Source organism: Streptomyces sp. NPDC107454, from assembly GCF_055582885.1.
The window spans coordinates 205,615-229,909 of record NZ_JBVJPA010000005.1; the positions used below are offsets into that span (position 1 = coordinate 205,615).

General features: G+C 68.5%; 14 protein-coding genes. 2 read left to right on the forward strand and 12 right to left on the reverse strand.

The window, feature by feature from the left end; all coding sequences use genetic code 11:
- Positions 1–474: 474 nt before the first annotated feature.
- The 7 genes from ACZ69M_RS13885 to ACZ69M_RS13915 form a co-directional block, all read right to left on the reverse strand.
- Positions 475–1,077, reverse strand: coding sequence for a hypothetical protein (locus tag ACZ69M_RS13885; RefSeq protein ID WP_470049626.1), 603 nt, complete (start codon positions 1,075–1,077; stop codon positions 475–477).
- A gap of 386 nt (positions 1,078–1,463) precedes the next feature.
- Positions 1,464–2,486, reverse strand: a complete 1,023-nt coding sequence (locus ACZ69M_RS13890) for a glycosyltransferase (RefSeq protein WP_470049628.1) — start codon at positions 2,484–2,486, stop codon at positions 1,464–1,466.
- Complete coding sequence (gene serS / locus ACZ69M_RS13895; RefSeq protein WP_470049629.1) at positions 2,486–3,778, reverse strand: serine--tRNA ligase; 1,293 nt, start codon at positions 3,776–3,778, stop codon at positions 2,486–2,488. Before serS ends, ACZ69M_RS13890 begins: the two co-directional genes overlap by 1 nt.
- Entirely contained in the window at positions 3,771–4,481 is a 711-nt protein-coding gene (locus ACZ69M_RS13900; RefSeq protein WP_470049631.1) for a histidine phosphatase family protein, read from the reverse strand. Before ACZ69M_RS13900 ends, serS begins: the two co-directional genes overlap by 8 nt.
- Positions 4,478–5,404, reverse strand: a complete 927-nt coding sequence (locus ACZ69M_RS13905; RefSeq protein ID WP_470049633.1) for an aminoglycoside phosphotransferase family protein — start codon at positions 5,402–5,404, stop codon at positions 4,478–4,480. The genes ACZ69M_RS13900 and ACZ69M_RS13905 overlap by 4 nt, the downstream gene beginning before the upstream one ends.
- On the reverse strand, positions 5,404–6,654 hold the full coding sequence (locus ACZ69M_RS13910) for a methionine adenosyltransferase (RefSeq protein ID WP_470049635.1): 1,251 nt from the start codon (positions 6,652–6,654) through the stop codon (positions 5,404–5,406). The genes ACZ69M_RS13905 and ACZ69M_RS13910 overlap by 1 nt, the downstream gene beginning before the upstream one ends.
- A gap of 80 nt (positions 6,655–6,734) precedes the next feature.
- Entirely contained in the window at positions 6,735–7,628 is an 894-nt protein-coding gene (locus ACZ69M_RS13915; RefSeq protein ID WP_470049637.1) for an aminoglycoside phosphotransferase family protein, read from the reverse strand.
- Positions 7,629–7,843: 215 nt separating this feature from the next.
- Here ACZ69M_RS13915 and ACZ69M_RS13920 point away from each other — a divergent pair, with 215 nt between their 5' ends.
- Together ACZ69M_RS13920 and ACZ69M_RS13925 are read left to right on the forward strand one after the other, a co-directional pair.
- The gene (locus ACZ69M_RS13920) at positions 7,844–9,064 is read left to right on the forward strand and encodes a helix-turn-helix domain-containing protein (RefSeq protein ID WP_470049639.1); all 1,221 of its coding nucleotides are present in this window, start codon (positions 7,844–7,846) and stop codon (positions 9,062–9,064) included.
- A 10-nt stretch (positions 9,065–9,074) separates the two neighbouring features.
- Entirely contained in the window at positions 9,075–9,557 is a 483-nt protein-coding gene (locus tag ACZ69M_RS13925) for an NUDIX domain-containing protein (protein WP_470049641.1), read from the forward strand.
- Between the two features lie 138 nt (positions 9,558–9,695).
- On the opposite strand, the gene ACZ69M_RS13930 is transcribed toward ACZ69M_RS13925, so the two are convergent.
- The 5 genes from ACZ69M_RS13930 to pglX all read right to left on the reverse strand — a co-directional run bounded on the left by ACZ69M_RS13930 (position 9,696) and on the right by pglX (position 24,213).
- A complete protein-coding gene (locus ACZ69M_RS13930) occupies positions 9,696–11,831 on the reverse strand; it encodes a DEAD/DEAH box helicase (RefSeq protein ID WP_470049643.1) in 2,136 nt (711 codons plus the stop codon).
- On the reverse strand, positions 11,828–13,159 hold the full coding sequence (gene brxD / locus ACZ69M_RS13935; RefSeq protein ID WP_383035811.1) for a BREX system ATP-binding protein BrxD: 1,332 nt from the start codon (positions 13,157–13,159) through the stop codon (positions 11,828–11,830). The genes ACZ69M_RS13930 and brxD overlap by 4 nt, the downstream gene beginning before the upstream one ends.
- A complete protein-coding gene (gene pglZ, locus ACZ69M_RS13940; RefSeq protein WP_470049645.1) occupies positions 13,156–15,999 on the reverse strand; it encodes a BREX-2 system phosphatase PglZ in 2,844 nt (947 codons plus the stop codon). The genes brxD and pglZ overlap by 4 nt, the downstream gene beginning before the upstream one ends.
- Entirely contained in the window at positions 15,999–19,964 is a 3,966-nt protein-coding gene (locus tag ACZ69M_RS13945; protein WP_470049647.1) for a BREX-2 system ATPase PglY family protein, read from the reverse strand. The genes pglZ and ACZ69M_RS13945 overlap by 1 nt, the downstream gene beginning before the upstream one ends.
- Before the next feature lie 487 nt (positions 19,965–20,451).
- Positions 20,452–24,213, reverse strand: coding sequence for a BREX-2 system adenine-specific DNA-methyltransferase PglX (gene pglX, locus ACZ69M_RS13950; protein WP_470049648.1), 3,762 nt, complete (start codon positions 24,211–24,213; stop codon positions 20,452–20,454).
- Positions 24,214–24,295 lie beyond the last annotated feature (82 nt).

Below are 24,295 nucleotides of genomic sequence, written 5' to 3' on the forward strand. Positions count from 1 at the left end.
CCCTGGATCTGCAACCGCCAACCCATGCGCGTTGGCTACCGTCACCTAATGAAGTCACAGGTCGCCGAAACCACCGAGGCTTGTAGGTGCCTCGCGAAGGACAACGTCTGTCAGGACTGCAAAGGCGAAGGGTGGGTGACGCCGCTGCCTGAAGACGGGCGTCGGCGAGACGCCACCGGCCGCTGCACTTCGTGCGCTGGGCGGGGAGGCCACCGCTTGCCGCACGAGCCGACGTGCCCCGTGATGCAGAAGCATCCTCGGCTCGAATACTTCGCACCGCAGCTCATCAGTGACTCGGGTGACATCACGTTCTTCAGTACCAGCGACGCACTCGCTCGACCAGAGGTACGCCAGCGTCTTGCGCAGATGCTGTTCGGGCCGCGTCCCTGACGACCGGAGCCGCACCGTGAGCAGAGTCCTCTGACAACCGGTCAACAGCGCTTGTCAGAGGACAGAACTGATACCGGGCGCGCCCTACAGGCGCATCTCTTCTTCGATGGCCCGAGCGACCTCTGGCCACGGTGCGCGCAGGATGCCGAAGAGCGACCAGTAGCCGTACATGTCCCGGACCAGGGCCCCGGCGCCAAGGCGTGCGGCGTCTCGGTCGATGGCGCCGATGACTCTCCGGGTGATGCCTCCCGCTCCTCGGGCAGCTGGGGTGATCCCGTGTCCAAGGAGGAGCGTGGCCGTACGGATGGCATCCAGCGTGGCCGGCGACGCAGTCCCGGCGAAGCTGCCGTAGATCAGCTGGTGCCAGCGCTCCTGGGTGCGAGCCCATGCCAGACGTTCCAGTCCGCTGCCGAGGTCTACGGCCATCCGGCCTGGGTGTTCGGTGTTCCACAGGAGGACGATGTCGCCCAAGGTGTGGTCCAGATGGCGGAAGCGCAGCGTGATCCCTTCCACCTGACGCCGGCGCCACGAGGTCAGGTCGCCGTTGATGCTCAAGTGCCTTGCGTGGAAGCCGAGTTGGGATAGGACTGTTAGCCAGCCGTCGAGAATGGCGCCGTACTCGTCCAGGCTGCTTATGGGTTGGACCCGGGATACGTTGACGAAGGAGGTCAGGAAGCCGTCCTTCAAGTGGCCGGTGGCGTCGCGCTGGCCTGTGAAGCGGACGACTGGCTGGGGAAGGAACCCGCTTCGGTGCGTGCGGAGTTGGCCGTCTTTGAGGAGTGGGTCAAGTGCCTGGACCGCGGAGATGGTCAGTTCGGTCTCCCGCCCCCAGCGGAGGGGAAGGCAGGCATCGCGTGGGGCCCCAACTCGGGCGAAGCCAGTCTCCAGGGAATCGAGCAGTTCCCTCCATGAGGGCGGTCTGTGCGGCGGCCTGTAGGGGGTACCGCGCTTCGGGTGACGGACCTGGATGTGACGGCCGTCGACCGTGAACTCCCAGTGAGGGCCTAACGCAGCATGCAATACGCCGGGTATCTGCTGGGCCAGGTCATCCCCAAGCACGCGGTTCGCGCGGGTCAGCACGATCGCGTCGCCATCGCCTGGAAGTGGCGGACCGGGTCGAAACGCTGCATCCCGATCGCCTGGACCCGGCGGTGGTCGAGGTCTTCCACCTGCTGAATCGAGTCGGCGAGCCTTCGCGCCGCTGTCTCGTCGTCCTCCAGCGGGTCAGCGATGGCGACGCCACCGGTCTCGTTGCACAGGGCCGCCTGGGCGCATGTCCCTTCCCGCCAGGTCAGAGCCGCCATGGGGGTGCCGGCGCGAAGAGATTCACCGAAGACAGCGGCACCGGCCTCCACGTACTCGCGGGCGTACGTATAGACGAAGACAGACGCCTCGGTGATCGCGGCCGTCTTGGCGGTGCCACCGAGTTCCCCGACCCACTCCACGTGTTCGGCCCCGAGGAGGTCCTCGTGGCGGCGCACATATTCCTTGTCGAAAACCGGACCGACGATTCGGATCCGGCGGCCGAGGATCTGTGCCGCCCGCACCGCGATGTGCGGCGCCTTGTCCTCGTCGATCCGGCCGAGCCAGACGAGGTCGGTGCCGGCGGTGGCCGGAGGTTCCTCCTCGTGGAGGCCCAGGTGAACAGCGAGTTCGGGTATCGGCCGGTGGCCGGCGTAGCGCTCGGTCATCTCAGGCGAGTAGCAGTAGAGCCGCGACCGCTGGCCGTCGAAGGCGGTGGCGGTGTGCTGGAAGACCGGCGAGTGCTGGAACGTGGCGACGTCGCAGTCCAGCTCGCTCCATGTGCGGGTCCAGGCCGGAAGGGACGGGTACTCGTGACCCACGACCAGGAGGTCGTAGCCGCTGTCGCGCAGCTCTCGCTCGGAGAGGGTTCCGGGCTTGATGTCCTCCAGGCGGACCGGCTTGCGGACCCAGTCGTGTTCCAGGTCCGTGAGCCAGCCCGGCCCCAGGAGGTGTACGTCGGCGCCTGCGGCTCGGGCGCCTGTGGCGACCGCCCATAGCCATCGTTCGATTCCGCCGTATCCGGCGGGTGGAAATGCGTAGCTACCAGGGAAGTCGCAGACGCCGACGAGCACTATGCCTCCGGTGTTCCGTCCGCCGAGATCCGGCGGAAGCCCAGGTATGGGACGAGAGATTCGGGCAGGAGGATGGAACCGTCCTGCTGCTGGTACTGCTCAAGGAGAGCGGCCAGAGTGCGGCCGATAGGCAGACCGGAGCCGTTGAGCGTGGCGACGAGCTTGGGCTTGCCGTCCTCGCCACGGGTCCGGATGTTGGCCCGGCGGGCCTGGAAGGTGCCGAAGTTGGAGACCGAGGAGATCTCGCGGTATGTGCTCTGGCTCGGGATCCAGACCTCGATGTCGTAGGTGAGCTGGGCGGAGAAGCCCGTGTCGCCGGCGGCCAGCTTGACGACTCGGTAGGCGAGGCCGAGTTCCTTCAGGCATGCCTCGGCGTGGCTGACCATCGTCTCCAGCGTGGCGTCCGCGTCCGCCGGGTCGACCATCTGGACGATCTCTACCTTGGCGAACTGGTGCTGACGGATCAGGCCCCGGGTGTCGCGACCGTACGACCCGGCTTCGGACCGGAAGCACGGCGTGTGCGCGGTGAGCGCCAGCGGCAGCTCGGCCGGGGGGATGATCTCGTCCGCGTAGAGGTTGGTCAGCGGCACCTCGGCCGTCGGGATCAGGAACAGCTCGCGGTCGGCGACGCCGGTCTTGAACAGGTCTTCCTCGAACTTCGGCAGCTGCCCCGTGCCGGTCATCGTCTTGCGGGTGACCAGGTACGGGACCGCGTGCTCGACGTATCCGTGGCGACGGGTGTGCAGGTCGAGGAAGAGCGTGGCCAGGGCACGCTCCAGCGCCGCTCCGGCGCCGCGCGAGACCGCGAAGCGCGGGCCGGACAGCTTCGTCGCCCGAGCGAAGTCGAGGATGCCGATGGCCTCACCGAGGTCGACGTGGTCCTTCGGCTCGAACGGGAAGGCCGGCGGAGTGCCGACCCGCCGGATCTCGACCGCGAAGTCCTCGGAGTCGCCGTCCGGGGCCGCGTCGTCCGGCAGGTTCGGGATGCTGAGGAGGAGGTCGCGGAGCTGCTCCTCGACCTGCACCTGCCCGACCTCGATGTCCCGGATCTGGTCCTTCAGCTCGCGGGCACGCTCCTTCAGCTTGGAGATGTCGCCGCCCTGCTTGGCCGTCTGCTGGACCTCACTCGCCACCCGCTTGGACTCAGCCCGCAGCTCGTCGGCCGAGCGGATGTTCTGGTTGCGCCGAGACTGGAGGGACTCCAGCTCGGGCAGGTCCAGAGAGTAACCGCGACGAGCGAGCCGACGAACCGCTTCGGCACCCATTTCGATTAGGGCGCGGGCATCATGCATGAGGAAGATCCTTTTGATCCGGCTGGTGGGATACGGACTCGACGGTAGCAACCGCCGGGCCCTCACCGATCCGGAATATGTCCGCGCCACCGCGGTCGGCGCGACCTCCGGGAACGTCCCTGTCGAGATCACGCATCAGCGCCGTGATCCAGTCCGGTAGCTCGTCGTCGGGTATGGCGATCGGCTCGACGTACGGCGCCTCCGCGAAGAAGACCGGCATGGCCTCCTTCGGAGATCGGCTCTGATGCCAGAGGAGCACGGAGGCCAAAAGGCCGTGGCCTACGAGAACGCGGGGTCCGGGTCGCTCCAGGGTGGCGAGCAATCCGGTGAGCATCCTCCGGATGCCAGCGCGCTGGGACTCGGTGCCACCCGCAGGCCGCTCGTTCGGACCCTGGCCGTCAAGCCAGACCGCGTACTCCAGGAACGGGCGGCCCTCGAACTCTCCGTAGTCGAGTTCATTCAGGCGAGGGTCGATGACCAGCTCCGCCGCCGGCACGCCCATCAGCAGAGAAGCCGTCTGCTGGGCACGCGGGAATTCGCTGGTCAGCCACGTCCGCACGGTGTGGAGAGGGAGGGTGGACCAGCCCAGGCTCAGCGATTGCCGACCCTCCTCGGTCAGGTGGATGGGTTGGGACGGGTCGCCGTTGACGACGTACCGCTTGCTGTAGTTCGTCTGGCCGTGGCGGAGGACGTAGGTGGTCACGAGCCCCTCCTCGGGGTCGATGCGGAAAGGCCGGCGAGCACTTCCGCCATCTGCGGTGCTCTCGGGTCCCCGGCCTCCAGGTAGTAGAGGAGTCCGTCGAGGGCCAGCGCTCTGCACCACGGCGCGAGTACGGGAATGGGGATCCGCGAGATCCGGGCGGCAGCGGCCAGCCGCCCGTCGGTCCCGTGCCCAAGGTCGTAGTAGACGGTCCAGAAGGCCCAGTCGAATGCCGCGTCGCCCAGCATGGGCAGCGGATCGAGTAGGCGAGGGTGCCCCAGCCAGTCGAATGGCACGTTCTCCCGATACAAGTCCGCGTGCAGGACAGTTGTCCTGCCTGGGTCTTCCTGCAGTCCGGCGAGCGCCGGGAGCGCGGTGTCGACAAGGAGGTGCCATGCGTCGAGGTCGAGCGTATCCATCCGTCGCCGGATCCGCGGCAGCATCTCCGTGCCGAGGTGGTCGGTGAGCAGCGGGAAGCTGTTCGGTCGCCTTCGGTGCTGGCCGAGGGTGTGCAGCCCCTGAAGGGCAGCCGCCACCATCTGAACCTCGCGCTCTGGCCGCTCGGCACCACCAGGGCGCCCTCCCACCAGCTCCAGGGCGGCCACTGCCAGGTCGTCAGCGGCCTCGATGACGTCCACCGTCGGCCCGCCGGCCCACAGCCGCAGTGCACTCACTTCGTGGCGATACCGGGTGGGGTCGGTCCATGCCTTGAGGAGTAACGGACGCCCGTCGAGGGTGGTCGCTGTCGCGATCACCGAGGCGTGTCCGGCGTCGTGGTAGTCGCCGAGGGACAGCCTCCAGCGTTCGGCGGCCTGTTCCAGCAGGGTTGGCGCTGTGTCCAGCCACTCCTGGGCTTCCGGCCCGTAGTGCGCGAGTAGCCGCCGCTGGCACCCTGCGGGAACCTCTCCGAGCGTCCGCGTCGCCATCAGCTCAGCACGATCCCGTCGGAGACCAGCTCGTCCGTCAGGGCCGGGAACTCGCCGAGAGCCTCGGTGACCAGGGCCTGCACCTTGTCCACCTCGGCGTGGGGAGAGGACAGGCGGACGAGGATGCGCCAGGGCTGGTCGAGTCGCTGCCCGGTCGTGCTCACCAGGTGAACCTCGGCGTGCCCCTCGGTCGCCTCGTGGAGCCGGGTGGCGAGTCGCTGCGCGGCGACGTTGTACAGCTTGCCGACGTGGTAGACGGGGTTCTTGCCGTTGGCGCCCTCAAGGTTCATCGGCCTCAAGGGTGTGATCAGCCCGTTGACCCGGTTTCCTCGCCCCACAACGCCTTCGTCACCGGACTCGATCGAACTGCCGGTGTAGGTGAGGTACAGCTCGTCCTTCTCCGGAACGTCGCGAGCATTCAGCCGGAAGCGTGCCTCCGCTCCAGGCAGCCGGAGGCCAGCGAGGCGGTAGCACTCGGCGAGGACGGTCTCCGCGTTGCGGACGTACTCCGCTCGGCTGGCGACGTGACGCGACTTCTGGGGGACGCACAACACGATGTCGGCCTGGGCTCCGTCCCAGTAGCCCATGAGTTTGACGTCAGAGCCGCACCAGGCGTGGGCGAGCGTGAAATCGCTCTTCCCGGAGAAGTGGTCCACCAGTTCCCGTACGAACGACTCGAACGGGTTCTCCGGCGCCCAGCCGGTGCCGAGGGACGTGTCGTTGGAGAGCCGTACCCGCCGCTCGCGGAGATCCTCGACGGAGCGCGGGTTGAACCAGCGGGTGCGGTCGGGCACCCCGTCGCCGGTGAGGACAGCGCCCGGGCTCGAATTGCTGGTGATGTTGAAGACGATGTCGAGGTGGGCCGAGACCTCGGGCAGTCGCTCGGCGAAGAACGCCCGGACCTCGGCCTCCACGATGTCCTCGACCGGGATCGGCTCGCCACCGCACAACGGCGCGGCCCTCCCATTGACCAGGACCCGCACCGGCGATGTCATCCGGCCGGCCCCGTACCGCACTTCGCTGGCTCCCCCGAGGAGGGCGAGCTTGTCGAAGTTGTGGTGCAGTACGGCGCCGAAGTGCTGAACGGTGTAGCGGCTGTAGGCGCGGGACAACCGCTCGGCGAGATGGTCGGCCAGGGTGTCCGGATGGCCGAGGCCCTTGCGTTCCACGATGGTCGTCGCGTCCGGCTGGGCCATGCCGGTGTCGATGACGATGTGGGTGTTGTCGATGGTCGTGCTCGTACGAGGCATTACGAACTCCCGTTCACGGGTGGATAGAAGGGGATGAAGGCAGGCGTCAGCACGCCTGGGCGAGCGGTGGAGCGGAGGAGTCAGCGAGGGACGCCGGCAGCGCGGAGGAGCGCGACCGACTGAGCAAGCGACCGGTACGCGGAGGCAGCCTGTTCCTCGGCAGCGAGTCGATAGACGTCGTCGGCGGTGATGAGGTCGATGTCCCGCGTCCGACGGCGATCGAGCCAGAGGAGGAGGCGCCAGGCCAGGACCGGCCCGCTGAACGGCAACCGGGTCAGGAGATCGACCGGGATGCGTCCGGGCGGCACGCCCCGGTACAGCAGGTCGCGTACGAGGTGGAACACCACGTCGGTGTAGTCGAGTACGGCCGGTCCGCAGGCGCTCGCCTCCCAGTCGACGACGTGCAGGCGCTCGCCGTCCACGAGGAGGTGCTCAGGCTTGAGGTCGCCATGCAGGTGAACGACCGGATGGGAATCGATCGGCTGGAGCGCCTCACTCAGCGCCGTCCACCAGGGCAGCGACCGGCAGCGAGGAGAGAACTGATCGAGCAGGAACTGGTGCGAGGAAGCGACACTTGCTTGCCGTGCTTCCCAGCCGGAGCCGGGAGCGGCGCCAGCGGTAGGCCGGTGCAGCCTGCCGCTCACAGCCACGACGTGACCGATGTACTCCTCAATCGCTGAGCGCGTGCTTACCGAGCACGGCGACCCATCCACCGTTCGGAATGCCGTCCAAGACCCGGCCCCATCGTTTCCCGTGGCCAGGACCGCCGGGACCGAGATACCCCACAGGGCAGCGCGCTCGACCGTCGCGACCTCACGCTGGCGCCGCCCCTCGGGGTCGATGCCCACGTAGATCTTCAGCAAGGCACTGCCGTCCGTGGCTAACCGCGTTCTGGAGTACGGCTTGAGAGCTGCCGGTCCGAACGGGCCGAGACCCTGCTCGATCCACGGCTCCGCCGTATTCGTGCTGCGCACCCTCCACACCCCCAGTCCGTATCAGCGAGCCGTGCCCTGCTCCCATTTGAGAAGCAGGACCGATCACCAAAGCCAGCCGAAGCAGAGGGAGTTGACCACATTGCCCGGCGGCTTTTTCGATCTACTGCGACAGTAGGTACGGCACCCCGCAGCACCCCGGAAAATCCTTCCGGGGTCGATTCCGGCCACGAGGTGATGCTCAGGACATGCGAGGGATGACAGAGAACCTGACCATCGGCGAGCGCGTCGCCTGGTACCGGCGCCGACGCGGCCTTTCCCAAGAAGTCCTGGCCGGCCTTGTCGGGCGGACCACGGACTGGCTGAGCAAAGCGGAGAACAATCGGATCGAGCTCGACCGGCTATCGGTGATCACCTCACTCGCCGATGCCCTCGACGTCTCCCTCGGAGACCTGCTCGCCGAACCGACCCTCATCGAGTGGTCGAACGACAGCGGCCGCCGCACGGTCCCCGCCCTGCGCGAGGCCCTCATGGACTACAAGCAGCTCACGCCTTTGCTGGGAGCCCCACCTGACGACGAACCACCCACCTTGGCGGACCTGCGGGCCAATGTGAAAGAAGTTCTCGACGCCTACCAGGTATCGCGCTATGGCTTCGCCACTCAACGGCTGCCCCTCGTCCTGGCCGATGCCCTTGCCGCGTCCCGCGCGTACTCAGGCCGGGATGGAGAGGAGGCCCATACCCAACTCGCCTTGGCTTACCACGGTGCGGCAATGGTGCTGGGCAAGGTCGGGGAGTCGGAACTGGCGTGGATCGCCGCCGACCGCGGCCTGGCAGCCGCGCAACAGAGCGGCCAGAACACGGTGACGGGCTCGCTCTTTCGAGCGGTCACACACTGTCTGATGGCCACCGGCCGCTTCACTGCGGCAATCCAGCTGGTGAACGACGCGGCGGCCGTCATGGAGCCTGGCCTGGGCACCGCGAACGACGAGTACCTCTCGGTCTACGGCACGCTCTTCCTCGCTGGCGCTATGGCGGCCGCCCGAGCAGAGGACCGGGCGACGACGCAGACCTTCCTCCGGGAAGCCGACGAAGCCGCGCAGCGGCTGGGCGCCGACGCCAATCACCTGTGGACGGCCTTCGGCCCGACCAACGTGGCCATTCACTGCGTCGCCACCGCCGGAGAGCTCGGAGACATCCAGATTGCCGCGGACCTCGGGCAACGCATCGACACCAGCGACCTGCCTGTGGAAAGACGTGTAAGGCACAGCCTGGAAGTCGCCAGAGCACTCAGCGCCTGGAACCGAACCGACGAAGCCCTGGCCACCCTGCTGGACGCCGAGCAGGCTGCACCGGAACAGGTGCGCCACCACTACCTCAGCCGCGAGCTGGTCATTGGCTGGATCCGCGGTACCCGCGGCCGGCCGTCCCAGCCTGTAGCTGACCTGGCCCGGAGGCTTCGCGTCGTCGGCAGCTAGAGTCCATCCTGTGAGCGAAAACGAGCACGAGGCGAAGATGGCCCACCCCCGTATGGCGGCCGGCGCTCTCTTCTTCGACGACGCCGACCGAGTCCTGCTCGTCGAACCCTCATACAAGGACTACCGCGACATCCCCGGCGGATACGTCGAGCAGGGGGAGTCTCCCCGACAAGCCTGCCTGCGTGAAGTCCACGAGGAGCTGGCCATCAAGCCACACATCGGCCGCCTGCTCGTCGTGGACTGGGCGCCGAATCCAGGGGAGGGAGATAAGGTCCTCTACCTCTTCGACGGCGGCCGTCTCAGCGCGGACCAGCGCCAGAAAATCGCGTTGCAGGCCGACGAGCTCCGCAGCTACGACTTCCACGACGCCGAGCAGCTGCCAGAGCTCACTATCCCCCGCCTCGTACGCCGGATCACCGCCGGGCTCCAAGCTCGCGCGGCCGGCCTGACCGCCTACCTGGAACAAGGGGTGCCGCCAGAAACTGGGACTTGAGCGGCGAACCTGCACCTCGATCTTCAAACCACATCATCGGAAGAGCTGGCGATCTGCGTGTGCCCTCGCTGATCAAAGCGCTTCGAAGATCGCTGGTGCAGTGGCAGCTGCTGACCTTGTCGTCGCAATGCCAAGAGCCTACGAGACCTCGTAGACGAATCGCACAGGTTCGGCGAGTACTGCCGCAGCAGAGTCCAGATCCGCCAATCGGGCCGACAGCGTCGCCTCTGCGAGCCGAGGCGGCAGCGCGTCCCCGAATTTCAGTCCTCGCACCGCTCGTTCGTCGACAGCGGGAAGGCAGAGCCGATCGGGGGCATCGCTCAGGGCTTCTTTCCACACTGGTGGGGTGAGGTCTTCCCGTAGACGGATCCAGTGATCATTGATCCGCTGGGCCGGCACCGCTACCCCCTCCAGCGTGGCGGACAGAGTGGCGTTCGCCCGGTTACCTGCCCAGGTCCACCAACGCAGTTGTCCTCCGTCCCCCCGCACGATCAGCGTGCCGCCCGGGTGGACCTTCTCTAGGAAGACGTCGCGTGCCTCCTTGAGTGAAGTGATGGCGCGTTGGGTCAGGGCAACGGGCGGATCCGCCCCCAGCAGTACCTCGCGCACGGCTCGGGTGATCTCGAAGGAGGCGCCCTGGCCGAATCCCGTGCCGCTCCACTTCGCCTTGCCTCCGCCGTCGACCGGTTCGACGAAGCAGCGCTTACGTCGCCAGTCGATGTAGGTGACCTGCCAGTTTCGGCCAGCGAGAAGGAGGCGGCGGGGGCCGATGACCTGCTCTGTGAGCAGGGCGGGATCTGTACGGCCGATCTCGGTGCGGCCCTGGAGGACGGTGAACTGCGGGGGTGCGGTGAAGACGGCGGTGAGGTTCATGAAGTGGCGGTGGCCGAAGCGTCGTTCGGCTTCAGGACCGATGAACAGCATGCCGCCGTCCTGGTCCAGGTATCCCTGGTCGACCAGATGCCGGACGATCGGTTCCGCCGACCCGCCGAACGGTCCCAGGCCGTTCCACCACTCCTGCCAGAGCCGGTCTCCGACACGGTGTTCCTGAAGGCAGAGGGCGAGCAACTGCTGGGCGACGATGTGCCGTGGCTCAGGCGGTGCGGTCACCGGTTCCACCCAGCCTCGCGACCATTGCAGAAGCAGTCCCGCGGCGGCCAGGAGCCCGCCTTGATCGAGGGTGAGGAAGAGGCAGTTGCGGGTTGTTCCGGCGCGGCGCCCGGTACGCCCCAGGCGTTGGAGGAAGGAGGCGACGGAAGCGGGCGCGTCGATCTGGATGACCCGGTCGAGGTCACCGACGTCGATGCCCAGCTCCAGGGTGCTCGTGGAGATGATGACGCAGTCGCGTGCTTCTGCGAAGGCGGTCTCCGCGCGTCTGCGTTCGTCGAGGGACAGCGAGGCGTGCGACAGGAAGGTGGTCACACCCTTGGCGCGCAGTTTGGCGCCCAGTTCTTCGACAAGACGTCGTGACTCGCAGAAGACAAGACGCTTCTCGCCTCGGTGGAGGGCACTGATGACCGTGGCCGCGTTGTCGAGCGAGCCGACGTAGTCGAGCTGGATGTCACCGGGCGGCACGGAGGTCGGCGCGGTTTGCTGCGCGGGCTGCGCCTCGGTCAAGTGAGGCGCTACCACGCGGCCGGGGCATTTTCCGGCACCCGAACCCTGGAGCCAGGTGAGCAGTCCTTCGGGGTTGCCCACGGTCGCGGAGAGGCCGACGCGCTGTACGGAGCGGCCCACGACTCGCTGGAGGCGTTCCAGAACTGCCAGCAGGTGCCAGCCGCGGTCGTCGTCGGCGAAGGCGTGGACCTCGTCGACCACCACGGTTCGCAATCCGGAGAAGAAGGAGGCGTGGTCGACGTTGACGCTGACCAGCATGGCTTCCAGCGACTCGGGCGTGGTGAGCAGTACGTCGGGCCTGGCCGCAAGGATGCGCCGTCTGGCACCGGCCGGTGTGTCGCCGTGCCAGAGAGCCGCCGTCCGGCCGAGCCAAGCAGTGTACGTCTCCAGCCGCGGCAGCAGGTTGTTCAGCAGTGCCTTGAGCGGGCACACGTACAGCACCGACGTGCCGGACCAGCCCTGGGCGTGCATCCGGGAGAGCAGCGGGAAACAGGCCGCTTCCGTCTTCCCGCCCGCCGTCGGTGCCAGCAGCAGGGCGTCCTCACCCGCGGTCAGCGGCGCGACAGCGGCCTCCTGGAGCGGGCGCAGTCCCTTCCAGCCCAGGGTGTTCACGATGTGGTGGACGAGCGCCGGTTCCAGGGCCTCGGCGGCGCTCATGGCAGTTCCAGCTCGATGGCGTCCGCCCGGTCAGCGGCTGCGTTGCGTTCGATGTCGGTGAGTTCACCGGACGAGACGGTGAGCTGGTAGTGCTCACGCGGGTCGAAGTCCGCGAACTCGTCGACGCGGTCGAGGACGTCGGCGACGAGCTTGCGGAGAAAGACCCGGGGGGCGATCCCAACGTTGCCACCCAGTCCTCCGGTGACGGCGGTCGCCAGTTCACTGACGTAGGCGTCGTCGACCCGCGCGGCGACCCGGTCGGGATGATGTGCGGCTCCCCGGTAGAGGTCGCGCGTCTTCCGGCCGAGTTCGTCCAGTCGCGGCAGGTCGAAGCCGGGCAGTCGCAGCTGGACAGCCCTGGGCGAGTCGAAGCGGGCGTCGGTCGTGAAGTCGGTGGCGAGCCGCTGGGCCAGGGGCGGGAGCCGCTGGACGCCTTGCTGCCCGTCGTAGAACGCAGGGGTTCCCGTGATGACGAGGAAGAGTCCGGGAAAGCGTCCGGCGTCGATCTCGTCCAGGAGCTGGCGCAGCGCGTTGAGGCCCTTCTCCCGGACGTCACCGCGGACGCGTTGCAGGGTCTCCGTCTCGTCGAGCACGAGGAGCAGTCCGGGATGACCGCAGTCGCGCAGCACGGTCAGCAGTCCCTGGAGGAACCCGAGCGCGGCGAAGTGGTCCAGGTCTCCGCGCACACCGGCGGCCCGGCGTGCGGAGGCGGCCACGGACTTCTGGCCGCCGAGCCAGGCGATCAGGGCCTCCGCGGTCGCGCCGTCCCCGGCTACGACGGCCTGACGGTAGCCGCGCAGGGCGGCGGCGAACGCGGGTGTGGTGCGAGCGACGTCGGCGAGCCGACGCTCCATCAGGGTGTCCACGGCCGCAGCGAGGGCTTCCTCGTCGTCCTCGTCGATCTCCGAGCCGTCGAGGACCTCCTCCTCCAGGGTGTAGAACCACGAGTCGACAACGGCGCGCAACGCGCTGGGCTGGTGGGTCCCGGTGGCGAGCCGTTCGGTGAGTCTGCGGTAGACGGTCTCCAGCCGGTGCAGCGGTGTCTCGGTTTCGGAGATCTGCACTTCCGAGGTGGCGAGTCCCGCGCGCTTGGCCCGCTCGGCCAGCCACCGGGCGAAGAAGGTCTTGCCCGAACCGTAGTCGCCACGCACGGCGTGGAAGGCCGCGCCACCGCGCGTGACGGTGGCCAGATCGTCGTCCAGGGCGGCTTCGAACCGGTCCAGTCCCACGGCGAACAGGTCGAGACCGGACTGCGGGACCGTGCCACGACGTAGGGCGTCGATGACCTCGCGGCGGCGGACCGCGCTCACGGAGGCGGAGTCGGTCATGCCGTCTCCTCCCGCTTCCCGCCCTCGGCCATGTCTCCGTTCTCCCCGTCCTTCTGCTTCGGCAGGAACTGCTCACGCAGGAGGGGCACGTCGAGTTTCACGGCGTGCCCGCCGTCGATGACCCCCAGGACGGGGTAGCCCTCGACGTTGAGCAGCCGTTGCACCGTGGCGATGAACCCCTCGATGTTACGGCGGACCCGTCCGGTCGCGGAGATCGCCGCGGCGAGCGCGGCCGGGGACATGGTCCCGCCCGCGCTGACAAGTGCGTCGATGACCGCGGACACCACGTTCGCCTCGGGCGCCTTGCGGACGTACTCCTTCTGTGCCGAGTACACCTCGCTGGTCACCACCGTCGCTCCCAGCGACCCGGCGGCCCGGCGGCCGGCTTCCGGTCCTGTGGACGGCCGTGCCTCGGTGGCGGGTGCGTCCTGCGAATGCGACGCTGGTTGCGCGGGCCGCTCGGGGGCAACAGGTGGCGCCTGGCCGGTCGCCACGGCGGCAGAGGCCGCGGCGGCACCGGCAGCCGGTGTCCGCCACCATCCCGGCGTCGACAGCTCGCGCGGCAGCGGCACCCAGTCCTTCGGGGCCTCCTCCCCGGCCGGGAACAGGACGAGTACCGGGACGGTGACCTCGGCCAGCGACGCGCCACCGTGATACCCGGCTCGGCGTCCGGTGTAGCGGATGTCCTCGCGCCACGGCAGGATCACCGCCCCCGAGCCCTCCCGCACGCGCCGGCCGTGGACGGCGACCTCCCCCTCGCCCGCCGAGCCACCGGTGCGCCAGCGGGCGGCGTCCGCACCGTCGGCCTCGACCGTCGGGGTGTCGTCGCGGCTGCCGCGCTCCAGGACGTGTCCGTGGTCGGAGACGATGACGACGGGACGGCCGTAGCTGCGGGCAGCGGCGAGCAGTTCGCGCAGGTGGGTGACGTCGGTGAGAGACCAGGTGGTGCCACGGCCCTGCCGGCCGTTGTCCAGGGCGTCGTCGATGGTGTTGAGGACCACGCCCACCACCGCGTCCGAGGCGAGCGCGATCAGAAGTTCGTGGGAGAGGGCGTGGCCCGCTTCGCCGCCGATGGCGGCCTTGTGGAAGAGGACTGCCGCCTTGCGTCGCCGCTTCCACAGGGCGTTGAAGCCCGCAGTCTCGGCGGACTGGCCTCCTTCGGTCGCCTGGCCCGCCAGCAGCGATGCGCGGCTGACCCTGGTGATCGAGGGCAGCATGGAAACGGCCGCGAGGCGTGCCGGGGCCTCTCCCGTCTCCGGGCGGGGCACGATCTCGCGCCAGCCGTCGCGTTCGGCTTCCTCGCCGAGCTGGGCGGCTACGGCACTGCTCATGCCGTCGAGGACGAGGAGGAGCGGTGCGGTCCGGCCCGCCAGCGGGCGTACGACGGTGTCCAGCACGTTCTCGATGACGAGGCAGCCGTCGGGGTGCTCGGCGGTGGCGTGCACGGCCCAGGCGGCGAGCCGCGCGGCGAACTGTTCGTCGAGGCGCTGTCTGCGTTCGCGTGCCTGCTCGTACAGGGCGTTCAGGTCACGGCCGGTTTCCAGGTCACCGTCGGGGTCACCCGCCCACAGCACGGTGAGCGCGCGGTCGGCCCAGCCCCAGTCGCAGACGTGGGCCCGTACCCCGGCGGCCACGGTGGGGACGGTGGGTTCGGGGCCGCTGAGCCAGCGTGCGACCCGTACGGCCGTCTCGGCGGCCTGGATGTGGTCCGGGCGCAGGACGGCCAGGCTGTGTCCAAGCAGGTCGTCCAGCGCGGCCTCGCCCGCAGCCGGGGAGACGCGGGCGTCCGCGACGGTCCTGCGGAGCTGTGCGGTGAAGCTGGACGGGAGGAAGCGGCTTGCGGCGAGCCCCGGGGTGAGGCCGGCCGTGTCGGCCAGTTCGTCGGCCCGTTCGAGTACGGCGACGACCCTCCGACGGGCGTCCTCGCTGGTCCGGGCATCGGCGATCCAGCGGGTGAGGGTTCCCTCCACGGCGTCGGTGAACGCGGCGAGTTCCGACCGGCGTGGCATGACCTGCCCGAACAGGCCGCCGAGCGCGAGCACCGTGTCGGGTTCGACGGACGGGTCCCGCAGTACCGCGCCGAGCAGGCCGAGCGCCAGGGCATCGTGCCCGAGCCCGGTCTCGGCGAGGGACAGCAGGACGGGGACGGCGGGCCCGGCGACCTCCGCGAGCCACTTCTTCAGCTCGGTCCGCTCGGTGGCGCCCAGCTCTGCGAACCGCCGAGGACCGGCGGGCGTGCGCGACCAGGCGAGGAGTGTGTCAGCGTCGAGGGTGGCCTGCCCGACCTGGCCGGTGGAACCGCCCGCCGTGCGCAGGCCGAGCCGTTCGACGGTCAGCGCGCGCAGTGCCGCGTCCCGGGTCAGCACACCGCCGACCCGGGGCCAGCCGCTGTCAGCGGGCTCGGCTTCGACAAGGGCGTCAAGAAGCCATCGCTCGCGGTACATGCGCGGGTCCAGGGCAGTGGCGCCAAAACGCTGGAGGACGACCTCGGCGTTCTCGACGGTCAGGGTCTTGCGCCGTACAGCCCTGCCGCGCACGTCCCAGCCGAGCTGCTCGTCGTCGACGCCCGTCGTGACCACTAGTACGTCAGCAGAGGAAGCGGAGGCAGAGGCCGTGCTCCGGTGCTCGTGCAGGGCGGTGAGGACACCGAGGACGGAGGCTTCGTCCCGTACCTGGACGCGGCGCGCCTCGCCGTCCAGGGTGACGGTGAACCGCAGCGGGGCGCCTGGCGCGTACTGGCCGTGGACGAGCACGAGGGTACGCTCGCGCAGCGCCTCGGTGTTCGCGGCGAGCAGGGCCTCGACGGTACGACGGCCCACCCGGGGCAGGGCCGGGGGCATCAGTCGGTGTTCCCGTCGCCCGGTTCCGTGACGGGTCCGTTCAAGCCCTCGGGCTCGGTGTCGGTGACCGGGTGCCAGGAGACCTTGATGCGGGTGCCGGGATGGGCGGCGACGTAGGCGCGGATCTCCGTGCCGAGCTCGGCGACCGTGCTGGCCAGCGACGTCTCCAGCTGGGTGGGCTCGATGAGGTGGACGGCGCGCGGGCGGGCGTTCTGCGCGTCGCCCCCGTTCCGGGGCGTGTCGTCGGGCTCCGGCGCGGAAGGCTGCGTGGGGGTGGGCGTCGAGGGGACAGGGGGCTCACCGTGAGTGGTGAAGCTGATGTCCTCGGCGGTCGGCTGAGGCGTGACCGGCGGAGCGGTCGGCTGGGCGGGCTGCGCTCCCTGAGTGAGGCGGGTGGCCTCCCGCATCAACGCCATGACGGTGTCGGGGAGCCGGTCCAGAACGGGCACGAGCGAAACGGCCTGCTCGTGCTCGCGGGCGGTGCGGTGCACCTCGTCGCGGAACCTGGCAGCCCGTTCGCCGACGCTGTCCTCGCGTCCGGCGAGGTCGCGTACGGTCTCCGCCAGCAGGGACCACTCGGTGCGGCGCAGCGCGGCGGCGACCTCCGGAGCGTACCGGAGGGCCGCGGCGATCTCCTCGTCCGTCACGTCGTACGCGGCGGCGGCCAGCTCCCGCACGAACGGGGCCGGTTCAGTGGTGCGCAGCAACCTGGCGACGAGGTCGGCCGCGGCCTTGGTGGACTTCATGCGGGGCGCGTCGGCGCCGTCCGGTCCGGTCAGTCCGAGGTGAGCAGCGTTCTCCGTCAGCAGGGTGCGTGTCTCGCCGAGGGCCACGCGGTGTTCCTCCGCGACCGCGCGCACGCCTTCGGCGAGCCGGGCGACATTGCGGGCGAACAGGACCCGCGAGACGGTCTTGCCGAAGATGGTCCCGGCGCGGCCGAGCGCGGTGTGGAACTCGTCCTCGGTGGGCAGCTCGACCGCCCGCAGCCCGTATCCGGAAGCGATCCGTTCCAACTCCGGGGCTTTGGGCAGGGGCGAGATCTGGTAGACCCACGTACGGTCGTCGAGCAGGGCGTACGTGGCGATGATCAGATTGCTGACGTGGCGGTCCAGGCCGGTGTAGCCGAGGTCCTCGATCCAGCGACGGATGTCATCGACGGACAGGTCCGGACCGGCGTCCGGGGTTTCCGCCGCCTTCTTGTTAATGCGCAGGCGCCAGTCGGTGGTGACGTTAAGCGGCCCGTCGTGGACCTCGCCCAGGCCGAGGGCGTGCACGATCTTGCGGACCATCGGGATCTGCTGGCTGTCGACCACGACGCGCCGGGAGCCGTCCTCCATCGCCCTCGTGATCCATTCGAGCGTGGTCTTCAGCTCTCGCGTAGTGATGGCTTTGCGGGTGAGTCGCGGGTCGAAGTCGGGGTGCTTGGGGTGCAGGGCGCCGAGGAGCCCGTCGGCGAGCAGGAAGAGGTTCTCCTCGAAGCCGACCGCCGGTTCGGGTCTGGTACGGGTGAAGCCCGGCTGGAGCGAGATCAGGTGGTGCCCCTCGGGCACTTCCGCGCCGGCGGTCCCGGGCTCGGTGCGGGCGATTCCGTAGAGCTGGAGCAGCGCCTCGGTGAGCTGGCTGGTCAGGCTGTCGCGGGACGCCTTGAGCTGGTTGCGGATCTGGACGCGTTCCTCGGCGGGGCGGGTCGCCGTGTGGTCGTCGAGCCGGTCGCGCTCCAGCAGATAGTTGATCTTCAGCAGGCGGCCGAGGTTGCGGGCCTTCTGCTCGGACAGGAAGTGCGGCAGCCAGACGATCGTCGGTGCCGTCCTCCCGGCCCGCTTCATCCGCTCCACCCGCTGGACGTCGTCCATCGGTGAGCGGCCGTGGTCGTCGAAGGGGTAGTCGAAGACGAACCGGATGTTGCCCTCGCTCTGCGGCGCGAACTCCGCGTCAGGCAGGTGCGGATCGCGTACGTTGCCGAAGACGAACTCGACGGTGCGCTTGGTGCCACGCCAGACGACCGTCCGCTCGCAGACGAACGCCTGGGCGTCGGAGATGCCGAGCGCCGCCCACAGCTGGTCCTTGATCCACTGACGGCGGTAGCCGTCCTGGTCGGCGACGCCCTGCACCTCCTCCAGCAGCGGCTCCACGTCCAGGTCGGACAGGTGAAGATGGAAGACCGGGTCGGCGGAGTCGCCCTCACTGCGCAGCTCGCCGTCGAACCCCTCGGCCTGGAGCTCCTGAAGACGCTTGACGGCGACGGCCCCGGCGTCCCCCACCCGCGTCCTGATGGTCCCGTGGTTCAGCGCGGCGAGCCGGCCGCCGGTAAGCCGGGTCAGGGCGGGCACGTTGGGCGCGAGGGAGGCCAGCAGCAGCGTCTTCACCAGCCGGTCGTCGGTCTGGAAGCGCTTGTCGTCCTCGGAACCGTATTTGGTCAGCAGGTGGTCGCGGACGCGGCCGTGGAAACGGTGAGCGATCTCCGACTCCTTGCGGAGTTTCGCGGTGAACGCCTCACCAGTCCGCGCGGCGATGACATCCCACAGGTCGCCTATCGGGACGAGCTGGCCGAGCCGCAGGTCGTCGCGCCGTCGACGCAGCAGCTCCTGCACGAGCTTGAGACCGGTCCGCTCGCGCTGGAGAGCCCCGGAGAGGTCAACCAGCACGTTGAGCAGGGCCGGCGAGAGCGGGTACAGGGTGCGGAAGTCGTCCCAGCCGGCCTCGGTGCGCCCCTGCGCGTCGAGCAGCACCTGCCGCACCTCGTCCCGCGACGACTCCACGATCTTGAAAGCGTCATCACGTGCCTGCTCCATGCCCGGACGGGGAGCGAGCACCCGGTGCTTGATGATCTCGACGAGGTTGCTGTCCTCCAGCTCCACGACGTCGATCCGGCCGGCGAGGTAGTCGACCTGCTGCTCCAGGTTCTGTACATCCGCGCCCGCCACATCGGAGCCGATCAGCTGGGACAGGTCACGCTGGCGGGACACGAAGGACACGATCGGCACGGGCCGGCCACTGTCTGCGGACTCGATCAGCTTGACCAGCCGCTGCACCTGGTCGCGGACGAAGTCCTGGTCACCCATGTGCGCCTGGAGCCACAGGATCAGCTCGTCGAGGAAGAGGACGACGCCGTCGTAGCCAAGCGACTGGGCGTGCCGGGAGATGACCTTGAGGCCGTTCTCCAACGGGATGAAGGAGCGGGCGTCGCCGCGGGCGGCCTGGGTGTAGGCGGCCATGGGCCCGGTCAGCAGCGCCGACACCAGCCGCTCACGGTCCTCGCTGCCGGGCGGCGCGGCGAAGGCGCGGTCCAGTTCTACCGTGCTCCAACCGCCCGCGCCGGACAGGTCCACGCTGCCGTCGATGCCCGGCAGGTCGTCCTCGTCGTCCGCTCCGGACCCCCCGCCCCCGTTAGACGCGGTCGCGTCCGCGCCAGCCCCGAGCCACTGCCGGAACTTGTCGTCATCACCGAGGAACGTCCGCTGCCGGTCCGCATCGGCGAGCAGCGCGTCCGCCCGGTAGACGGCAGGGGTCGACTCGTCCGGGTGCAGCTCCCGCACGGTGTGCACGTAGCCGCCGAGCAGCGCCGAGTCGAGGTCGGTCGACCCGACGAGGTGGTACGGGACCATCAGGAACCGCTTGCGGCCCAGCCAGTCGCCGTGCTCGGCGACGGCCTCCTTCAGCCCCGGCTTGTTCAGAGCCCCCTCATGGCCGTTCAGCACGGCGTGCAGCACGGTCAGGAAGTGGCTCTTACCGGCACCGAACGAACCGTGCAGGTAAGCGGCGTGCGAGTCGCCGGTGCGTACGGCCTTCGCGACGAGGCCGAGCGCCGCACGGAACGCCCTCTGCAACTGCTCGGTGACGACGTACTCCGCCACCCGTTCATCGGCCTCGTGGAAGCCCTGGGAAAGGTCGACCTTGAAATCGCCCGCGTGGACGTCCTCCTTGATGTCGATGACATCGCGGAGGAACAGCTCTGTGGTCGACATCAGGTGATCAATCCCTCACTGTGCTGGCGGCTGGCCGGACAGCGCCCCCCTCGGTGCGGCGCACGGTCCATCTTGCCAGGTGGGTCCGACGGCGGGAGAGGAGATCGCAACGGGTTTCATGGCAGGGAATCACGGTGAGTGACGGGACTGGGATGGATCGCCCGGTATGACTACCCGGGGCACCTGGCAGCGGCCCAGTGGGGAGGTGCACCGCCGCCCAGTCTGGCGCGGTCGGCGGTGCGCCAGCGGGAGGACTGTGCGCCGAGCAAGGGCAGGCTCCGGCCCATGGCTGCGGCTCCGTGACATGACCGCGGCGGACTACGCCAGCAGGACGGGGCGCGTGTCAGGTGCTTCGACGTATACCAGCGCGGCAGGATGTGGAGGAGCCCGTGGCGCGAAGCTCGCCGGGCGCGATCCATCGATGACCCTGTCGATCCCGCTGCAGGCAGCTCAGGGGAGAGCGAGACCCTTCTCCCCTTACACGGCCCTACGCGTCGTCCAACACGGGCTGTTCAACCTGCTCACTGGGCTGCGCCGCCTTCCGACCGCGCGCCTTCCGCACCGGACGCCAGTCCTTCATCTGCCCCTCACTCACCGCGTGCGTCCGCAACATGCGCCGGAACTCCGCCTCCAGTTCCTCTGCCGGTGAGCCGCCCTCCCACTCGTCGTCGGGCGCGCTATACCACTGGTGCACCCACGGCATGACCTCACGCAGTCCCGCGAGCATCGGAACGAGACGGTCAGCGCCCCAGGCGTCATTCCTGACACGCGCCTCGATGAGCTGCGTGACGGCCACCGCCTGATCCTTGTGGTCCCAGCCGGCCCAGCCGAGCATCAGCGTGGAGTCGCTGTCCGGTCCTGCCTCCGGGTAGGAGATGAACCGTTCCTTGGGAACGTCGAGTTTGCCGCGGTGGGTCCAGTAGGACGGCCTGAGGAAGTCGGAGGACTTGTACTTCGTCGGCGGGTCGATGTCGAGCCGCGTGCCGGTACGGTCCTCCTCGCGCTGCTTGTCCCAGACCTTCTCCCACTCCTTGCGGGTACGCAGGCCCGAGTCCTTGTAGCGCATGGCCGCGAGGTAGGGCACGTGCTCATCGGCGACGACCTCGTTGAGGATCTGCGCGAGGGGGAGGTCCGGCTTCTTAAGGTGATCGGTGGCGTAGAGGGCGGCGACGGAGGTGAAGTCGGGGTCCGAACTGAGCCTGTCAGCAAGGTTGTTGACGGTCAGGGTCCGGGGGCGACGCAGGCCGTCACGTACCTCGAACCACAGGCCCTTGTCCTCGCAGCGGTCGAGCAGCCAGTTCCGCAGCGCGGTTCGTTCCTTCTTCTCCCAGGGGTCGGCGGACCAGCGTCGCTTGCACTCGGGGCGCTCAATGAGGGCGATGTCTTTGCGGCTGGTGATGAGGTCGATGCGGGTTTGGACGATCTTCCGGTACCAGTCGGGCCAGTGGGCGGGGATCTCGGTGACAGGGGTCGAGTTGTGGCGGGTGAACCACGCGGTCTCCGCCTCTCCGGACTCGACCTTGCGTGCGAGGACGATCTCGAAGGCGCGCTCGCCGAGCTTGACCTCGGGGATGGTGTCGGGTTCGCGCGACAACGTCACAGTTCGGGTGGCCTCGGCGTTGTTGAGCAGCCCGTAGAGGCCGTAGACCTGCCAGTCCAGTTCCTCTTGGAGGGCGATCATGCGCCGACGGGCTTTGGCCTGGTCAACCTCCGCTTCATCCAGCGCCTGCCGGGTGGGCGCGTCAGTCGCGGCCACGACCGACGGCTCGAAACCGGCGAGCCTTTGTGCCTGAGCGTCGAGGACGCGACCTAGGTGAAGCGGGAGTTCCGCTGGAAGGGGGAACTCTTGCAGCTTCGTGCCTGTGAACTCGTAGAACCGTTCCCATTCCTGCGACTTGAAACCCTCGTTTACTCCCTGACTACCCTTGTCGTGGCTGACCTGCTTAAGCCAAAAACAAGCCGCCGAAGAATTTAGCACCCCCAGCAACTCCAGGTGACCGTCCTCCCCTGCCCCATCAGGCAGCTTGATCACAGGAGCAGTTCGAATGAAGGCTTCGCCAGCTCGACGCAAGGAGAAATGGTTATGAGTAGAAACGAACGCGAAGGAAATCAGCAGATCTGCCCAGTAGCGCCGCGGCGAGAAGCTCGAGTACTCGAACCATTCCAGCCCCTGCTCTTCCTGCGTACCGGACAATGCACGTCGGAGCTTAAGCGGAGTCCTACTTTTCCAAAGGACCCTTTCCGCCGCTGCATCAATTTCAGCCGTCTTCCGCATGGAGGAGTACGGGAAGATGGATTCGACACCACTACCGAGCCCCCACTCCCTGACTTCCGATCCGCCGAGAAGGGAGCGGATGTGCTGGTCACTTATGCCGCTCCGTCGACCAAACCCATGACCAACCATATATGCGTCATCTTCTCTGGTGACGGCACAGAAACCGATACTTTCCACCAGTTCGGCCAGGCGCCTTCCGCTTCCGCGTACCAGAGCTTGAACAACGTCGCCGGCACCGCCACCACTCAACGACCACGGAAAGTCAGCCAGTCGGGTCCGGGGCAAATCCTCAACGGTTACCCACTCAGATCCGCTGCCCGGACGATGCACCAGCTTCAGGATCGACTGCCAAACCCTTCCCTCTGCCGCGACTTTGGGCTCAGAAGGCTCACCTCTCACCCCGAGGACAGCGCGCACTTTCCTGGAATCGCTTGGCACTCGATTTCGACCCACAAGAATCACCGTCGGAGTGCCATGCCCCGGAATAAATGCCCCGGATGTGTCGATCACATGCGATAGCTCGACCCGCTGATGGAAGAACCCCTGGATCAACGCCTTGCCGAACTCCCTCTTCATGAACGAGTTCGCAGTGATCTGACCGACGAATCCCCCGCCTCCTGAAGTTCCGCCAGCCCCCTTAATCGCCAGCTCAAAGAGCCGCTGAGCAAAAGGAACAGACAGTGCATACTGCCCGACACATGCGTCGTAACTCCTCTTATAGTTCTCCTTCTCCTGCTTGTCCTTCACCGTGATATACGGCGGATTCCCCACCACCACGTGATACGACCCCCGCCCCAGCAGGTCGACCCTCTTCGCGTACTCCCACACATCTTCCGTGGCATACGCGTAAGCCCCCTCCTCACGTCCCACGACCGCCTCCGCGAACAGCGTGTCCAGGTCGGTCTGGATGCCCGCCGCGTCCCGGCCGTGCAGCAGCGAGTCACCCACAGCCACGTTGATCGGGAACGGCGGCGCGTCCGCCAACCGCCGAGCGCCCGCCGCGCGCATCGCGGCGACCAGGAGTCGGAAGCGGGCGATGCTCGCCGCGAAGGGGTTCTTGTCGCAGCCGTGCACCGACTCCAGGACGCGGCGGACCAACGTCCAGTCGTCCGTGCCGGGTTCCGCCCGGCGCCACTTGTCCAACAGACGGTGGAAGATACCGAGCAGGAAGTGGCCGGAGCCGCAGGCCGGGTCGATGGTGCGCAGGCCGCGGCGCTCCTTGCCGTCGGGGCCGGTCCAGACGGGGTTGAGGCCGAAGCCCTGCCCGTCGTCGGCGACCGCCGGTTCCAGGGCCAGGTCGAGGATGAACTCCTCTACGAACTCCGGGGTTTGCAGCAGCGCGTACGTCTTGCGGGCGTGTTCGCTGAGGTCCTGGTAGAGGTCGCCGAGGAAGCGTGTGTCCCACTCGGGGTCGGTGAAGTCGTAGCGGATCTCGCCGTCCGCGCCCCAGCGGCGCCAGAACGTCAGGAGTTCCGTGGCCGCTTCGTAGCTGGGGGTGAGGCCCCAGAGCGGGTTGCGGGCCTCGTCGAAGAGGCCGGCGGCCGTCTCGTTCGTGCTCGCCAGGTGGCGGAACGCCGTGATGAGCCAGTCGCGGTTGTTGTGGTGCGGGTACGTGCGGAAGTGCGCCTCGTGCCTCGCCTCCGCCTCGGCCAGGCGTTCGCCGGGGCCGGCGAGGAACGGTTCGTCGATGAGGCCGTTGTCCTCGCAGAAGCGGACGAAGACGCAGCCGAGCACCCAGGCCACCGCCGCCTGGGTCACCCGCTCGTCGCGCCAGGCGGGGTAGGAGAGTGCGGTGCGCTGGGCCTCCTTGGCCTCGCGCCACTCGTGGTCCAGACGGGTGCGGAACTCCTCCTCGGACCCGCTGCGGGCCCGCAGGTCGTCCTCCAACTCGACGACCAGCTTCTTCAGGTCCTTGAGCAGGGCCACCTTGTCCACACCCTGCGCACGCTCGGCACCCTCAGTCGTCACCGTCACTCTTCGCTTCCTTCTCCGTGCACCGCGTCAGCACCCCACCGCGTCCCCTCGGACCGGACCTCCCATCCTGCCGCACCCGCTC